The organism is Micromonospora sp. LOL_025 (assembly GCF_048060285.1).
GTDB lineage: Bacteria > Actinomycetota > Actinomycetes > Mycobacteriales > Micromonosporaceae > Micromonospora.
Genome location: NZ_JBHMIR010000005.1, coordinates 206939 through 221723, shown reverse-complemented (window position 1 = coordinate 221723; position 14785 = coordinate 206939). Strand labels below are relative to the sequence as shown.

Sequence of the window (14785 nt, the reverse complement as noted above, 5' to 3'; positions counted from 1 at the left end):
TTTACAACGTTGTATCCAACCTTGTACAAACGGACACGCACCGATCCTGATCGAACTCCCGCACCCGAGGCAGGTCTGATGGGACATCTCCGCCGCGCCGGGGCGCTCGCCGCCGTCATCGGTCTGGTCCTGGCCGCGACGGCGTCCGCGCCGGCCGCTGCCACACCCGATCCCCGCTACCGCAACCCCGTCTCGGCCGGGTTCGCCGACACCTTCGCCGACCCCGTCATCGTCCGTGGTGAGGACGGCTTCTGGTACGCGTACGGCACCACCGACCCGCTGCGCGAGGGCGAGGGGACCTTCCACGGCGTGCCCACCGCCCGCTCGGCCGACCTGGTCGACTGGACGTACGTCGGGGACGCCTTCGGAGCCGGCCAGCGCCCGGCGTACGCGGCCCCCGGCGCCGGCTTCTGGGCCCCCGACGTGCGCCGGATCGGCGACCGCTGGGTCATGTACGTGACCGTCACCGACACGACCGTCTCCCCCGACGGGGGTGACTTCGCCGTCGGCGCGGCCACCGCGCCCACCCCGACCGGCCCGTGGACCTTCGCCGACGAGCCCGTGGTCGCGCCCCGCCCCGGCGGTGGCGGGGGCTGGCTGTGGACCATCGACCCGAGCCAGTTCACCGACGTCGACGGCCGGCACTACCTCTACCACGGCAGCTACTACGGCGGCATCTCGGTGACCGAACTCTCCGCCGACGGGCTGCGCGCCGTCGGCGCGCCCACCCTGGTCGCCATCGACAACAAGTTCGAGGGCAGCCACGTGGTACGCCACGACGACTGGTACTACCTGTTCGCCTCCACGGCCAACTGTTGCGCCGGACCGGCCACCGGCTACTCCGTGCACGTCGGCCGGTCCCGCGACCCGCGCGGGCCGTTCGTCGACCGCGACGGCATCGCGCTGACCGCCTCCCGGGCCGGCGGCACGCCGGTGCTCACCCAGAACGGCAACCGGTGGATCGGCACCGGCCACAACGGCTTCCTCACCGACCTCTCGGGTCAGGACTGGATCGTCTACCACGCGATCGACCGGGCCGACCCGTACCTGGACGAGCCGTTCGGCATCAACGAGCGGCCGATGCTGCTGGACCGCCTCGACTGGATCGACGGCTGGCCGACGGTGAACGCCGGCGCCGGCCCCTCCGAGGGCGCCCGGCCCGCGCCGGTCACCACCGGCCGGGTGGACGAGCGCTTCGACGCCGGGCTTGCCGGCTGGCGACGCGGCGCCGGGGACTGGCGGGTCGCCGACGGCCGGCTCACCGGCAGCGGCGCGCTGACCAGCCGTACGACCGTGGGCGGGGACGTGCGCGCGGAGGCCGACCTGCGGCTTCCCGCCGCCGGAACGGCCGGGCTCACCCTCGGCGACCGGGTCTCGGTGCGAGTGGACGCCGCCGCCGGCCGGCTGATCGCCAGCGACGGCGACCGCACCGCGAGCGCGCCGCTGCCCGCCGGCTTCGACGCCGCGGCCGGGCACCACCTCGCCGTCGAGGTCCGCGGCCGGCAACTGGTGGCCGAGCTGAGCCCGGCCCGGCTCGGCGACCGACTGGCCGTGGTGTCGCTGGGGCTGGCGCGGCCGGTGGCCGGACGGCTCACGCTCACCGCGACCGGCGGGGCCGCCGGGTTCGACAACGTCAGCGTCGCCCGGCTGCACCGACCGGTGCGCCACGCCGTGGCCGAGCCGCGGGCGGGCCGCCTGCTGCCGGCGTTCTCCGACGAGTTCACCGGCGGGCTGGACCCGGCGTGGCGGTGGGTCCGGCAGGACCCGGCGGCCACCGCGTCCGGCGGGGCGCTGCGCTGGCCGGTGCAGGGCGCCGACCTGACCGGCACCGGCAACACCGCCGGCGTGCTGCTGCGCGACGCGCCCGTCGGCGACTACGTCGTGGAGACGAAGGTGACCCTGGACCTCGGCGAGGAGACCGTCCGCAACTACCAGCAGGCCGGGCTGGTCGCCTACGTCGACGACGACCGGTTCGCCCGGCTGGCGCAGGTCGCCATCTGGAACACCCGGCAGGTGGAGTACGGCTACGAGCTGCCCTTCGCCGGCCAGCCGGTCTACGGCGGCAACATCGTCGGCACTCCGGCGACCACCACCTGGCTGCGGCTGGCGCACCGGGTCGACCCGGCCACCGGCGAGCACGAGTTCCGGGCCGGATCCAGCCGGGACGGGCGGAACTGGACGTGGGGCGGGGTGTGGACCTTCCCGGCCGACACCACTCCCCGGATCGGGCTGGTCGCGCACGGCGGCGCCGACCCGGCGGTCACCGCGCACTTCGACTACCTGCGCTTCCACCGCTGACCCCGCGCGATCGGGCCCCCGCCGGACGGTGGGGGCCCGATCGCGCTCCCGGCTCCCGGCGGGCGCGCCCCCAGTAGTCAGGTGCGGTGGTCGGCACCGCCGAGCGGGCTGACCGTCCGGCTCTGTCCGTCGTAGCTGCGGCCGGCGACGAAGGCACCGTCGGGGCGGTCGGCGCCGGCCACCGCGCGGGCCAGCCGGCGGTCGGCGTCGCGGAAGCGCAGCGCCAGGCTCAGGTGCGGGCGCCAGCGCCCCGGCGCGTGCCAGGGACGCTGTCCCGGGGCCCCGGCGAGGACGTCCCAGACCGACGCGTGCAGGGCGGTCAGCTCCGGCGACGGGTGCACCAGCCACACCAGCGGGGCGCTGCCGTCGAGTACCGCGATCCGGTCCAGCCGCACGGGCAGGGGCAACGCCGCGTCGAACAGGTCGGCCAGGCGCCGCTGCGCGCCGGGCGGGAATTCGTCGACCGCGGCGAGGGTCAGGTGTGGCCGGTTCGTCGGGTGGACGTTGCGGGCCAGGCTGGGCAGCCCCATCGCGGCCAGCCGTTCCCAGGCCCCGCGCACGGCGGCCTCCAGGTCGGGCGAGCAGACCAGTTCGACCGTACGCACGCCGCCAGGCTAGCCCGCCGGGGCACGGCGACGGGCGCCTGCCGGACGCGCGCGGGCGCGCGTTGTGCCGGTCGGCGAAACGGCGTCGCGGCGGTGATGAAAAGCTTGACGGCATGAGTTCCGCACCCGTACGGCACGACCCGCCCACCGAGCCCGGCCCCGACGCCCTCGACGACACGAGCGCCTTCGCGGACCTCGGGCTGCGCGCCGAGTTGCTGGGCGCGCTGACCGCCCTGGGCTACGAGGAGCCCACTCCGATCCAGCGGGAGGCCATCCCACCCCTGCTGGCCGGTCGGGACCTGCTGGGCCAGGCCGCGACGGGTACGGGCAAGACGGCCGCCTTCGCGCTGCCGCTGTTGCAGCGGATGCCCGACGACCGGCCCGGCGGCGCCCCGGTGGCGCTCGTGCTGGTGCCCACCCGCGAACTCGCGGTGCAGGTCTCCGAGGCGTTCCACCGCTACGGCAAGGACCTGGGCGCGCGCGTGCTGCCGATCTACGGCGGGCAGCCGATCGGCCGGCAGCTGCGCGCCCTGGACCTCGGGGTGGACGTCGTGGTCGCCACCCCCGGCCGCGCGCTGGACCACATCGCCCGGGGCACGCTCGACCTGGGCTCGCTGGCCACGGTGGTGCTCGACGAGGCCGACGAGATGCTCGACATGGGCTTCGCCGAGGACATCGAGGCGATCCTGGAGCACGCGCCGGAGCAGCGCCAGACGGTGCTCTTCTCGGCGACGATGCCGGCGCGCATCGACGGGCTGGCCCGCAAGCACCTGACCGACCCGGTACGCATCCTCATCGCCCGCGAGCAGCCGGTGGCCGGCGAGGCGCCCCGGGTGCGGCAGAGCGCGTACATCGTCGCCCGGGCGCACAAGCCGGCGGCGCTGGGCCGGGTGCTGGACGTCGAGTCCCCCACGGCGGCGATCGTCTTCTGCCGCAGCCGTGAGGAGGTCGACCGGCTCACCGAGACCATGAACGGCCGGGGCTACCGGGCCGAGGCGCTGCACGGCGGGATGAGCCAGGAGCAGCGCGACCGGGTGATGGGCCGGCTGCGCACCGGCACCGCCGACCTGCTGGTGGCCACCGACGTGGCCGCGCGTGGCCTGGACGTCGAGCAGCTCACCCACGTGGTCAACTACGACGTCCCGTCCGCCCCCGAGTCGTACGTGCACCGGATCGGGCGGGTCGGCCGGGCCGGGCGGGAGGGCGTGGCGATCACCCTCGCCGAGCCGCGCGAGCACCGGATGCTCAAGACCATCGAGCGGGTCACCGGCCAGCGCATCGCCATCGACAAGATCCCGACGGTGGCGGACATGCGCACCCGGCGGTTGGAGCTGACCCAGGGCGCGCTTCGGGAGAGCCTGCTCGAGGACGACCTCGACCCGTACCGGGCGATCGTCGAGTCGCTGACCGACGAGTTCGACCTGGTGGAGGTGGCCCTCGCGGCGGTGAAGCTGGCGCACGAGGCGACGTCGCCGGGCTCGGACGACGAGGAGGAGATCCCCCAGGTCCCCGTCCGGGGACCGCGCGAGGGGCGGCCGGAGGCCGGCGGCCGGGGCGAGCGCCGGGGCGGTGCCCGGCCCCGTACCGGCGGCACCACCCAGGTCTTCATCGGGCTGGGCCGGCGCGCCGGGGTCCGCCCGCAGGACCTGGTGGGCGCGATCACCGGCGAGACCGGGATCAGCGGCCGGGACATCGGCTCGATCGAGATCGCCGACCGGTTCTCGCTGGTGGAGGTGCCCCAGACCGTCGCCGACGAGGTGATCGCCGGGCTGCGCGGCAGCACCATCAAGGGCCGCAAGGCGACCGTACGCCGGGACCGTGACGGTGACGGCGGCGGCGAGCGCCGCTTCGACGGGGCCGACCGGCGCGAGCGCCGCGACCGGGACTTCGACCGGCGCGACCGCCGCTAGGACGGTGCGGGCAGAGGGCCTTCCCCTTCCGCACGCCTCTGACGAAGGAAGGGGCCCTGCCGCGTGGCGGGTCCCCTTCCTCGACGCCTCAGGCGGCGGCGAGCGCCGGATCGGGGCGGGTGTCGGCGTCGGCCGGGCGCAGCGCCAGGGCGAGCACGTCGGCGACGTCGGCCAGGGTGTGCACGGTCAGCGCCTCCCGGACCTCGGCGGGCAGGTCGTCGAGGTCCGGCTCGTTGCGGGCCGGGATGATCACCTCGGTCAGGCCGGCCCGGTGGGCGGCGAGCAGCTTCTGCTTCACCCCGCCGATGGGCAGTACCCGGCCGGAGAGGGTCACCTCGCCGGTCATCCCGAACTCGGGTCGCACCGGCCGGCCGCTGGCCAGCGACGCCAGGGCGGTCACCATGGTGATGCCGGCGCTGGGGCCGTCCTTCGGCACCGCGCCCGCCGGCACGTGCAGGTGGATCCGCCGTCCGGCGAGGGCGTTCGGGTCGAGTCCGAGCCGGCGCCCGTTGGAGCGCAGGTACGACAGCGCGATGTGCGCCGACTCCTTCATGACGTCGCCGAGCTGGCCGGTCAGGGTCAGCCCCGGCTCGCCCTCCATGCTGGTGGCCTCGATGAAGAGCACGTCGCCCCCGGCTCCGGTGACCGCCAGGCCGGTGGCCACGCCGGGCACCGCCGTGCGCTCCGCCGACTCGGGGGTGAACTTCGGCCGCCCGAGGTAGGTGGCGAGGTTGCCGGTGTCCACGCGGACCGGCGCCGGGTCGGTCGCCAGGGCCACCGCGACCTTGTGGAGGATCTTCGCCAGGGACCGTTCGAGCTGCCGCACGCCGGCCTCGCGGGTGTACTCGCCCGCGATCCGGGCGAGGGCGTCGTCGGCGACGTCGACCTCCTCGGCGGTGAGCCCGGCCCGCTCCCGCTGCCGGGGCAGCAGGTGGTCGCGGGCGATGGCGACCTTCTCCTCCTCCGTGTACCCGTCGAGGGTGACCAGCTCCATCCGGTCCAGCAGCGGGCCGGGGACGGCCTCCACCACGTTGGCGGTGGCCAGGAAGAGCACGTCCGACAGGTCGAGGTCGACCTCGAGGTAGTGGTCGCGGAAGGTGTGGTTCTGCGCCGGGTCGAGCACCTCGAGCAGGGCGGCGGCCGGGTCGCCGGAGTAGCCGGCGGCGAGCTTGTCGACCTCGTCGAGGAGCACGACCGGGTTCATCGAGCCGGCCTCGCGCAGGGCGCGCACGATCCGGCCGGGCAGCGCGCCGACGTAGGTGCGCCGGTGGCCACGGATCTCCGCCTCGTCGCGTACACCGCCGAGGGAGACCCGGACGAAGTTGCGGCCGAGCGCGTGGGCGATCGACTCGCCGAGGCTGGTCTTGCCGACGCCGGGCGGACCGGCGAGGGCGAGCACCGCGCCGGAGCCCCGGCCGCCGACGACACCGAGGTTGCGCTCGGCCCGCCGGTTGCGCACGGCGAGGTACTCCAGGATGCGGTCCTTCACGTCGGCCAGGCCGGCGTGGTCGGCGTCGAGCACGGCGCGGGCCGCCGCCAGGTCGGTGTTGTCCTCGGTACGGGTGCCCCAGGGCATCTCCAGCACCGTGTCGAGCCAGGTCCGGATCCAGCCCGCCTCCGGGGAGGCGTCGCTGGCGCGTTCCAGCTTGCCGACCTCGCGCAGCGCCGCCTCGCGGACCTTGTCGGGCAGGTCGGCGGTCTCCACGCGGGCCCGGTAGTCGGCGGAGCCGTCCGGCTCGTCCTCGCCGAGTTCCTTGCGGATGGCGGAGAGCTGCTGGCGCAGCAGGAACTCCCGCTGGGACTTCTTCAGCCCCTCCCGGACGTCGGTGCTGATCTGCTCGGCGATCTCCTGCTCGGCCAGGTGGTCCTTCACCCAGCCGACGAGCAGTTCCAGCCGGGCGGTGACGTCCGGCGCGGCGAGCAGCCCGGTCTTCTGGGCGAGGCTCAGCCAGGACACGTAGCCGGCCGAGTCGGCCAGCTCGGAGAGGTCGGTCATCCGCTCGATCGCGTCGATGACCTGCCAGGCGCCGCGCTGCTGGAGCACGGACGTCATCAGGGCGCGGTACTCGCGGGCGAGTTCGCGGGCGCGGCCGGCGGGGGCGGGTTCGTCGAGTTCGGTCGCCTCGACCCAGAGGGCGGCGCCGGGCCCGGGTACGCCGGAGCCGATCCGGGCGCGCGACAGGCCGCGCACGACGGCGGCCGGTTCGCCGCTGGGCAGCCGGCCGACCTTCTCGATGGTGGCGACCGCGCCGACGGGGCCGTACTCGCCGTCGAGGCGGGGCACGGCGAGCAGCTTGCCCTCGCCGGTGGCGCGGGCCGCGTCGACGGCGGCCTGGGTGGTCGGGTCGAGGGTCACCGGGATCACCATGCCGGGCAGGAGCACGGCGTCGGTCAGGGGAAGTACCGGGAGAGTTGCCATCGAACACCTGCTATCGCGTTGAGTTGAGCGTGTCCAACTCAAGTAACAAATCGTTCCCCTTGTTCCGGGCTGTGACCCAGACCACCCCCGCCCGCCGGGCGGCGCCGCGGGCACAGCAGCTCACGCGCCAGGCCGGCGCCCCCGGCGGCCGCCACGGCGAGCGGGATCGCCAGGCAGGTCAGCGCCAGCGCGGCGACCGTCCAGCCCGGCAGGCCGGCCACCGCGGCGACGCCGGTCAGCACGGCGAAGGCGAGGAGCTTGCGACGGGCGCGGGCGAGCGGGATCGCGACGGACATCGGGATCTCCCTTTTGGATCAGAGCAGCACGAGCAGGGCGGCGCCGACGGCTGCCGCCGGAACGGTGGTGACGACGGTGGCGAGCGCCGCCGAGTGCCGGCGCAGCGCGGCGAGCGGGATCAGCGCGTCGCCGTCCTGGCTGATCGCGTTGGCGACCAGGGTGGGCAGCGGCAGGCCGCCGCCGACGTACAAACCGGTGAAGACGATCTGCACCGCGCACCCGGGGATGAGGCCGATGCCCGCGCCGACCAGCACGCCGACGAGCCCGGTGAGGGCGAGCTGCGAGCCGTCGAAGCCGGTCGTGGTGGTCACCACCTGCCAGCCCAGGTACGCCACGGCGACCCAGACGGTGACGAAGGACGCCTCGTGTGCGCTGTGCCGCAGCGTCTGCCGCAACGACCGGGGCTGCGCCGTCTCCAGGCTGTCGTCGGCCAGCTTGCCGCGCCCCCCGGCGAAGATCAGCGCGGCCGTGAGGGAGCCGAGCACCCCCAGCGCCAGGTACGGGTCGACGCCCCCGAGGGACCGGGTGAGCGCGCCCGGGTCGACCAGTTGGAAGACCACCGGCACCGACACCGCGAACGCCGGCGTGGTCAACCCCCAGAACGCCGTGGACGCCGGCACGCGGGGCAGCAGCCCGCCGAGCAGCCGCCGCGACCCGGCGAGGTCTGGCCCGCCCGCGGCGGCCGGGGCGACCAGCTCGGGCGCGGGCGCCGCGGCGACCCGGCGGTCGACCGCGCGGGCCGGGTCGATGCCGAGCGCGTCGACGACGTACCCGGTCACCAGGCCGACCGCGAAGAGCAACGCATGGATCTTGAGGGCGAAGACCGGGTTCCAGGCGAGCACCACCCACGACGAGTCCCCCATGGTGGCGGCCAGGGCGGCGACCACGGTGCCGAAGGAGACCTTGCCCCGGGCGTACAGCGGCATCAGGATGATCGCCCCGCCGCAGCCGGGACTGACGCCCAGCAGGGCGCCGACCAGCGGACCGAGCCGGGGCCGACTGGTGAGCCCGTCGGTGACCCGGTCGCCGTGACGCCAGCGCAGCCAGCCGAAGAAGGCCACCATGACGGCGACGTAGACACCCACCTGCATGAACGCGTCCGCGAGCGGGCGGAGCACGAGTTCGGTCACGGCACACCTCCTGCGGTACGGTGCCGCCGGGCCGTCCGCCGCTCGCGGACGACCCGGCGCGACGGCGTCAGGTGAGCTTGCTCTTGACCTTGTTGACGGCGCCCTTGGCGAGGCCCGGGTTCGTGCCGTAGAGGCGCGGGTCGCCGGGCGGCAGGACCGGCTCGGGCGCGTGGGCGCGAGGGCTGTGGTCGTAGCGGAACTCGCCCTTGCCGTCGGGCGCCGGCCCGGACGCCCAGCGCCCCTCCGACGCGTCGGTGCCCGGCGAGAAGTCCAGGTACGTGTAGCTGAACTTCTCGGTGAACTCCTTGGAGTCGGGGAACGCGTCCGGCACCGGCATCTCCTCCAGGCCGTCCTCCTTGAGCTGCTCGATGGCCGCCATCCACATGTTCTGGTGCATGGTGTCGCGGGCCAGCAGGAAGCGCAGCATGTTCTTGACCCCGGGGTCGTCGGTCATGTTGAACAGCCGGGCCACCTGGAGCCGGCCCTGGGCCTCGGCGGTGACGTTGAGCTGGAAGTCGGCCATCAGGTTGCCGCTGGCGGTGATGAAGTTGCCGTTCCAGGGCACGCCGGCGCTGTCCACCGGCAGCGCTCCGCCGCCGCCGTGGATGAAGTGCGCCGGGTTCGACCCGCCGTAGATCGCCCCCACCATCGGGTTGTCGGCAGCGGCCTCCTGCAACGACAGCGGCGCGTTCTCCAGCAGCCGGGTGATCATCGTGGCGATCATCTCGACGTGGCCCATCTCCTCGGTGCCGACGTCGAGGAACAGGTCCTTGTACTTGCCGGGCAGCCGGCAGTTCCAGCCCTGGTAGAGGTACTGGTTGGCGACGGTCATCTCGCCCCACTTGCCGCCCAGGATCTCCTGGAGCCGGCGGGCGAACGCGGCGTCCGGGCCGTCCGGCTTGGCCTCGAACTGCAGGTCCTTGATGTGGCTGAACACGTGTCCTCCTCGGTGCCGGTCGGGCTGTCACCGAGGCCGTTCCCGCGACGGGCGGCCCTATCGGGCCAACCGGCGGCCCGGCGGGGTCAACCTGTCCACGGGAACGCGGGCAGCACCACCTCGAGGGCCACCCCGCGCGGTCGCAGCCGGTGCAGGCGCAGCCGCCCGCCGTCGGCGGCGAGCAGCCGCCGGACGATCCACAGCCCCAGCCCGGAGGCTCCGGCGCCGGGAGCGGGCCGGCACAGCGCCTCGACGAGGGGCGGGTCGACCCGCCCCTCGTCGGTGACGACGATGCGCAGGCCGGAGCGGCCGAGCGCGGCGTGGATGCCGATGCGGCCCTCGGCCGGACCGTGCCGTAGCGCGTTCTCCACCAGGTTGGTCACCACCTGCCGGGTCCGCCGCCGCGGCACCGGCCAGTCCCCGGCCCGCCGGGTCACCCCGGTCCGCCGCCGGTGCGGGGGCACGAGGGCCGCCGCGCCGCGCAGGACCTGCGCCAGCGGCGCCGCCGGGTCCGCCGCCGGTGCGAGCGCCCCGGTGCCAGCGGCGGCGTCACGCAGCAGGCCCTGAAGGTGTACGGCCTGCTCGTGGGCCAGGGCCGTGATGGCGCGCCGGTCGTCGCCGGTGAGCGGGAGCCTGTCGTCGGCGAGGGCCCGGGTGAGCGAGGTGAGGGCGCTGACGGGGGTACGGAACTCGTGGCAGAGCACGCGCAGCAGCAGTTCCGGGTCGGTGTCCAGTGCCGCCGGGTCGGCCGGACCGGGTTCGGGCCCCGCCCACCGGAGCAGTCGCAGCGGTCCCCGCCCCCCGTGCCGTCCGCGCATCCGCCCGACCTCCCTCGTTCGGCCGCATGATCGGTACCCGCTCGGGAACGGACCAGACATGCCCGCTCCCCCCGTCGTCCGGTTGGCCGTGGTGGACGACCACCCGCTGTTCGTCCGTGGGCTGGAACTGCTGCTGCCGGCCACGACCGACGGGCGGGCGCAGGTGGTGGGCTCCACCGGCGACGCGTCGGCCGCCGCCTCGCTGGTCAGCCGCTGCCTGCCCGACCTGGCGCTGGTCGACCTGCACATGCCGCCACCGGGCGGGATCCGGGCCGTGGCGGCGATCCGGCGCACCACGCCCCGGGTGCGGGTGGTGGCCATGTCGGGCGCGGAGGACCCGGCCCCCGCCCTGGAGGCGCTGCGCGCCGGCGCCGAGGCCTACCTGCCGAAGACCGCCGAGCCGGAGGAGTTGCTGCCCCCGCTGCTGGCCGTCCTCGACGGCTGGGCGGTGCTGCCGGGGCACCTGCTCCGCGCGCTGCTGCGTCCCGGCCGGGCGGCCCCGGTCGACCTCGACGACGAGGAACGCACGATGCTCCAGGCCATCGCGGCGGGCCGCAGCACCGTCGAGATCGCCGAACGGATGCACGTCTCGGAACGCACCGTGAAGCGGATGACGGCCGCGCTACTGCGGAAGTTGCGGGTATCCACCCGGGCCGAGGCGGCGGCGCTCGCCGGGCACGCCGGTCTGCTCGGCGACTGACCCCGGGCTTTGCGCCGAGCCGTTTTCCCGCGATAACGCGACCCGCCGAAATGAGGACGACGCGCTTTGTTGCGGATTCGCCATGGGATACGTCAAACTTTGACCACACCCCGCCCCACACAGGGAGTAATTGACGATGGCGAGAAAAGTAATCACGGTCCTGACCGACGACCTCGACGGTGGAAAGGCCGACCGGACCGTCGAGTTCAGTCTGGACGGCGTGGCCTACACCATCGATGTCTCCGACGAGAACGCGGGCGTGCTGCGCAAGGCCCTCGACCCGTACATCAACGCTGGCCGGCGAATCGGTCGCGGAACGGCCGACACCGGGCGGACACCCCGCCGGGCAGGCGCGCCTGGCGGCTCGGGAATGGACCGGGAGCAGAACCGGGCCATCCGGGAATGGGCCACCAAGAACGGCTACAAGATTTCCGAGCGCGGCCGCATCCCGGTCGAGGTCGTGGAGGCGTACAAGAACCGCTGACCGGCGCCGGGCTCACGCTCGGGCTCGCGCGGGGTCACGCTGAGGAATCAGCGCGGCCCCGCCGGTCTTTTCCCACGGCCGTCCATTCGCACGACCCGCACCCGGCCGCGAGTCCATTCTCAGCCCGGCCCATTAGCCGCTCCGGCCATCGGCGGGTCTCCCGGGTGCCCCGGGTCGACCCACAACCGGCCGCCCGCCGGCCTCGCGACCGTGATCATCGCCACGATCGCACCGGCTCCTCCGGAGATCGTCGCACTTCCCGAGCGTAATGAGCGACGGCTTTGTCGGGCATTACCGGTACGGATCCCGGGGTGGCGGGTGACGCGATGGTGAAGCCAGCCGGCCGGCGGTTGCCGCGCACCTTCTGGCACCTCCGGACGGCCACGCTGATCAACCGGCTGGGCAGTTTCGTCGCCACCCACTCGGCGTCTGTCTGGTGTCGGTACGCGGCCTCAGCCCCGCGTACGCCGGGGTCGTGATCGGGTCGCACGGGCCGGCAGCGTGGCGGCGGGGGCGTGCCCGGCGGGATCGCCGCGGTCCGGCCCCGGGCCCGGCGGACCGCCGCCCCGCGGGCCGCCGCGGGGCCGACGGCCCACGCGAGGCGGCGGCACTGGTGTGAGCGCGCCGGCGGGGGCCGCCGGGGTACGCCCCCGGACGGCCCCGGCCGGTGGTCAGCCGACCTCGATGCGCACCACGTCGAAGGCGGGGGTCTGGTTGGCCCGCTCCATCATCGGCACCCGGTGCGAGCCGTCGCCGGCCCAGACCGCGCACTGGGCGGTGCCGGATCCGGGCAGCCCGGGGATCTGGATGACCACGTCGTCGGGCTCGGCGCCGCCACGGCTGTCCTCGGTGGCGACGAAGAAGGCCGGCACCTCCTGCGGCTCCGGCGGCTGCCGGAGGCTGTCCAGCATCCGGCAGGCGGTGTGGAAGTGGCCCCGCACCAGTCCCTGCTCGTTGAGCAGCGAGCTCTCCACGTAGTACCCGCCCTGGCCGGCGGCGAGGAAGCGGTCCCGCACGAGGTTGCGGGTGGAGACCCGGAGGGTGAACGGCTGGTTCGCGTTCACCCGGTCGGGGAACTCGGTGATCAGCAGCGACGGATTGTTCGCCGCGGCGCCGACCTCGCCGAACGCGGTGCTGACGCAGCGGTTGCCGTTCTGGAAACCGTCGTGCGGCTGCAACCGGCTGTCGTCGCAGTCGTTCGCGATCACCCCCAGCCCGGCACCGGGCCCACCGTTGTTGTTGCCACCACCGTTGTTGCCACCGCCGCCGTTGTCACCGGTCGGGGCCACCTGGCACTCGGCGAGCCGGGCCAGGCCCTGCGGCCGGGGGCCCACCCGGTCGATCGCGACGGTGATCCGCTCCAGCGTCGCCCGGCGCTTGCCGGCCAGCGGCTCGAGGATCGAGGTGCTGACGAACTCCTCGCCCCGCCGGCCCTCGGCGGCCAGCCGCCGGTCCGCCTCGGCGATCTGGGTCTGCAACAGGTTCAGGTTCCGGTCGACCTCGGCGCGGGCACGGTCGGGTACCCGCGGGAGCCGGCCGGCCACGTCCGGGCAGGCCACGGCCGACCCGCCGTTGTCGGCGCCGCCGCCCCGCGTCTGCTCGCACTCGGCGACCGACTGCTGCCCGTCCCCCCAGTGGTTGCGCACCCAGCGGCCGTCCTGCCACGTCCGGCTCGTGCCCCGCCCGCTCGGCGCGGTCGCGCCGGGGCTGGGCTCCACGCAGGCGGCGGAGGCCGGTCGGGTGGTGGTGGCCCGGCGGTCCTCGGCCGACGAGATCTGGGTCACGGCGACGATCCCGCCGAAGACCGCGAGCGTGCCGACGACGGCCAGCAGTCGCTTGCTCCGCGCGCTACCGGATGACCGGCGCGCCCGTGTGGACCTGCGCATCGAATTGCTCTCCTTCGCGAGCCGGTGGTGGGTTCGAGATCTCGGCGGACCGACGGAATTGAGGGGGCACACCCCCGACGGGAACCGTCGCGGCGAACCGGTGGCACGTCGAAGACCGACGATGCCCTTTCGCACCGTCCGCCGCGCCGCGCCGCGCGGTCGGGAGATCCTGTCCATTCCCGCAGGAGTACGGGACGTCCGGCGCGAAGGTTCAACGCGCATCGGGGAATCAGGAAGGAACCCGGGCGTCGACCGGTGACGTACGCCGGGCCGGCGACCGGTGGCACGCCGAGGCGCAGCGGTCAGTCCGCGCAGAGGTGGGCGAACGCGAAGCCGCCCGTCATCTCGTCGTGCCGGGACTCCAGCCGCCGGAGCTCGGCGAGCAACTCGTCCCAGGGCGTCAGGGCCGGCTCGGCGGCGTCCGGCGCGCGCAGCCGCTCGCCGACGGCCACCGCCGCCAGGTCCTCGGCCAGCCGCCCCGGATCCACCCCGGCCGAGACGCGCCGGGCGTGCACCGTCACCCGCTCCACGAGGCAGGCGTCGGGGCGCACCCGCACCCAGCTCCACCCCTCGGCCGGCCCGCCCGTCCAGCGCACGTGCAATCCCCGCACGATCGGGTCGACCAGCCGCCGCGCCACGTACGCCTCGACGGCGGCGGCCCGGGCCAGCGCGCCGAGGTCGTTGACGTGCCCGGTCCGCCCGTCGGGAAGCCGACCGAGGATGTCGCGGAAGCCGACCGGGGACACCCCGGCGTCGTCGGGCTCCCCCGCGCCGACGGCCGCGTACGCGCGCGCGTCGATCACGTACGCCACGATCCGGCGCCCGTGCTCCGCGGCCCGCAGCGTCGGCGACCCGATCCGCAGCACCGCCAGGCCGACCGCCTCGGCCACCGCGTTCTTCAGTCGCTCGGCCCGCTGCCCGGCGGAGCCGGGGGCCGCGACGGGGCCGATCTCGACGGCGAAGACCGGCCGGGCCGTGTCGGCGGCGCAGACGACGAGGTCGTAGCCCTCCCGGCTGGCCGTGCTCCACTGGTTGCCGGTGACGCCCGGCGGACGCCCGTGCGCCAGTTCGCCGAGCCGGCGGGGGCCGTGCACGAGCTGGCCGCCCCGGGCGAGCAGCGGGCCGCGCCCACCGTCCCCGGCCACCGCGCGCAACCAGGAGCCGTCCCCACCACCGGTGCCCGTCATCCGCCTGATCCGTCCGTCCCGCCGCCGATCGGAGGCCGACGCGTCGGCCGGGGCGAGTCTAGGCCGTCGATCATGACCGGCGTGGTGGTGGTGCCCCCGGGCCGTGCGCCCGCA

12 protein-coding genes are annotated in these 14785 nt (G+C 74.9%); 4 read left to right on the top strand and 8 right to left on the bottom strand.

All coding sequences use genetic code 11. From position 1 onward, the window contains the following. Nucleotides 1–78: 78 nt before the first annotated feature. Complete coding sequence (locus tag ACFHW0_RS09705; RefSeq protein WP_416606943.1) at nt 79–2298, top strand: family 43 glycosylhydrolase; 2220 nt, start codon at nt 79–81, stop codon at nt 2296–2298. Nucleotides 2299–2375: 77 nt separating this feature from the next. On the opposite strand, the gene ACFHW0_RS09700 is transcribed toward ACFHW0_RS09705, so the two are convergent. Beyond that, nucleotides 2376–2903, bottom strand: coding sequence for a 2'-5' RNA ligase family protein (locus ACFHW0_RS09700; RefSeq protein WP_416606942.1), 528 nt, complete (start codon nt 2901–2903; stop codon nt 2376–2378). A 113-nt stretch (nt 2904–3016) separates the two neighbouring features. Between ACFHW0_RS09700 and ACFHW0_RS09695 the strand changes: the two genes are divergently transcribed. Continuing rightward, a complete protein-coding gene (locus ACFHW0_RS09695) occupies nt 3017–4813 on the top strand; it encodes a DEAD/DEAH box helicase (RefSeq protein ID WP_416606941.1) in 1797 nt (598 codons plus the stop codon). Between the two features lie 88 nt (nt 4814–4901). On the opposite strand, the gene lon is transcribed toward ACFHW0_RS09695, so the two are convergent. From lon to ACFHW0_RS09670, 5 genes are all read right to left on the bottom strand, one after another. Beyond that, a complete protein-coding gene (lon, locus tag ACFHW0_RS09690) occupies nt 4902–7232 on the bottom strand; it encodes an endopeptidase La (protein WP_416606940.1) in 2331 nt (776 codons plus the stop codon). Between the two features lie 38 nt (nt 7233–7270). Next, nucleotides 7271–7528: a hypothetical protein gene (locus ACFHW0_RS09685; protein WP_416606939.1), complete on the bottom strand. Its 258-nt coding sequence runs from the start codon at nt 7526–7528 to the stop codon at nt 7271–7273. Between the two features lie 18 nt (nt 7529–7546). Continuing rightward, entirely contained in the window at nt 7547–8659 is a 1113-nt protein-coding gene (locus tag ACFHW0_RS09680) for a putative manganese transporter (RefSeq protein WP_416606938.1), read from the bottom strand. 67 nt (nt 8660–8726) lie between these two features. Then, the gene (locus ACFHW0_RS09675) at nt 8727–9596 is read right to left on the bottom strand and encodes a manganese catalase family protein (protein WP_334607017.1); all 870 of its coding nucleotides are present in this window, start codon (nt 9594–9596) and stop codon (nt 8727–8729) included. Nucleotides 9597–9682: 86 nt separating this feature from the next. Continuing rightward, a complete protein-coding gene (locus ACFHW0_RS09670) occupies nt 9683–10414 on the bottom strand; it encodes a sensor histidine kinase (RefSeq protein ID WP_416606937.1) in 732 nt (243 codons plus the stop codon). Nucleotides 10415–10472: 58 nt separating this feature from the next. On the opposite strand from ACFHW0_RS09670, the gene ACFHW0_RS09665 reads away from it, so the two are divergent. Further along, a complete protein-coding gene (locus ACFHW0_RS09665; protein WP_416606936.1) occupies nt 10473–11114 on the top strand; it encodes a response regulator transcription factor in 642 nt (213 codons plus the stop codon). Nucleotides 11115–11250: 136 nt separating this feature from the next. Continuing rightward, nucleotides 11251–11598: a histone-like nucleoid-structuring protein Lsr2 gene (locus ACFHW0_RS09660; RefSeq protein ID WP_416606935.1), complete on the top strand. Its 348-nt coding sequence runs from the start codon at nt 11251–11253 to the stop codon at nt 11596–11598. A 671-nt stretch (nt 11599–12269) separates the two neighbouring features. Here the strand turns inward: ACFHW0_RS09660 and ACFHW0_RS09655 are convergent. Beyond that, the gene (locus tag ACFHW0_RS09655; RefSeq protein ID WP_416606934.1) at nt 12270–13484 is read right to left on the bottom strand and encodes a hypothetical protein; all 1215 of its coding nucleotides are present in this window, start codon (nt 13482–13484) and stop codon (nt 12270–12272) included. Nucleotides 13485–13786: 302 nt separating this feature from the next. After that, nucleotides 13787–14671, bottom strand: a complete 885-nt coding sequence (locus ACFHW0_RS09650; protein WP_416606933.1) for a hypothetical protein — start codon at nt 14669–14671, stop codon at nt 13787–13789. Nucleotides 14672–14785: the final 114 nt, after the last annotated feature.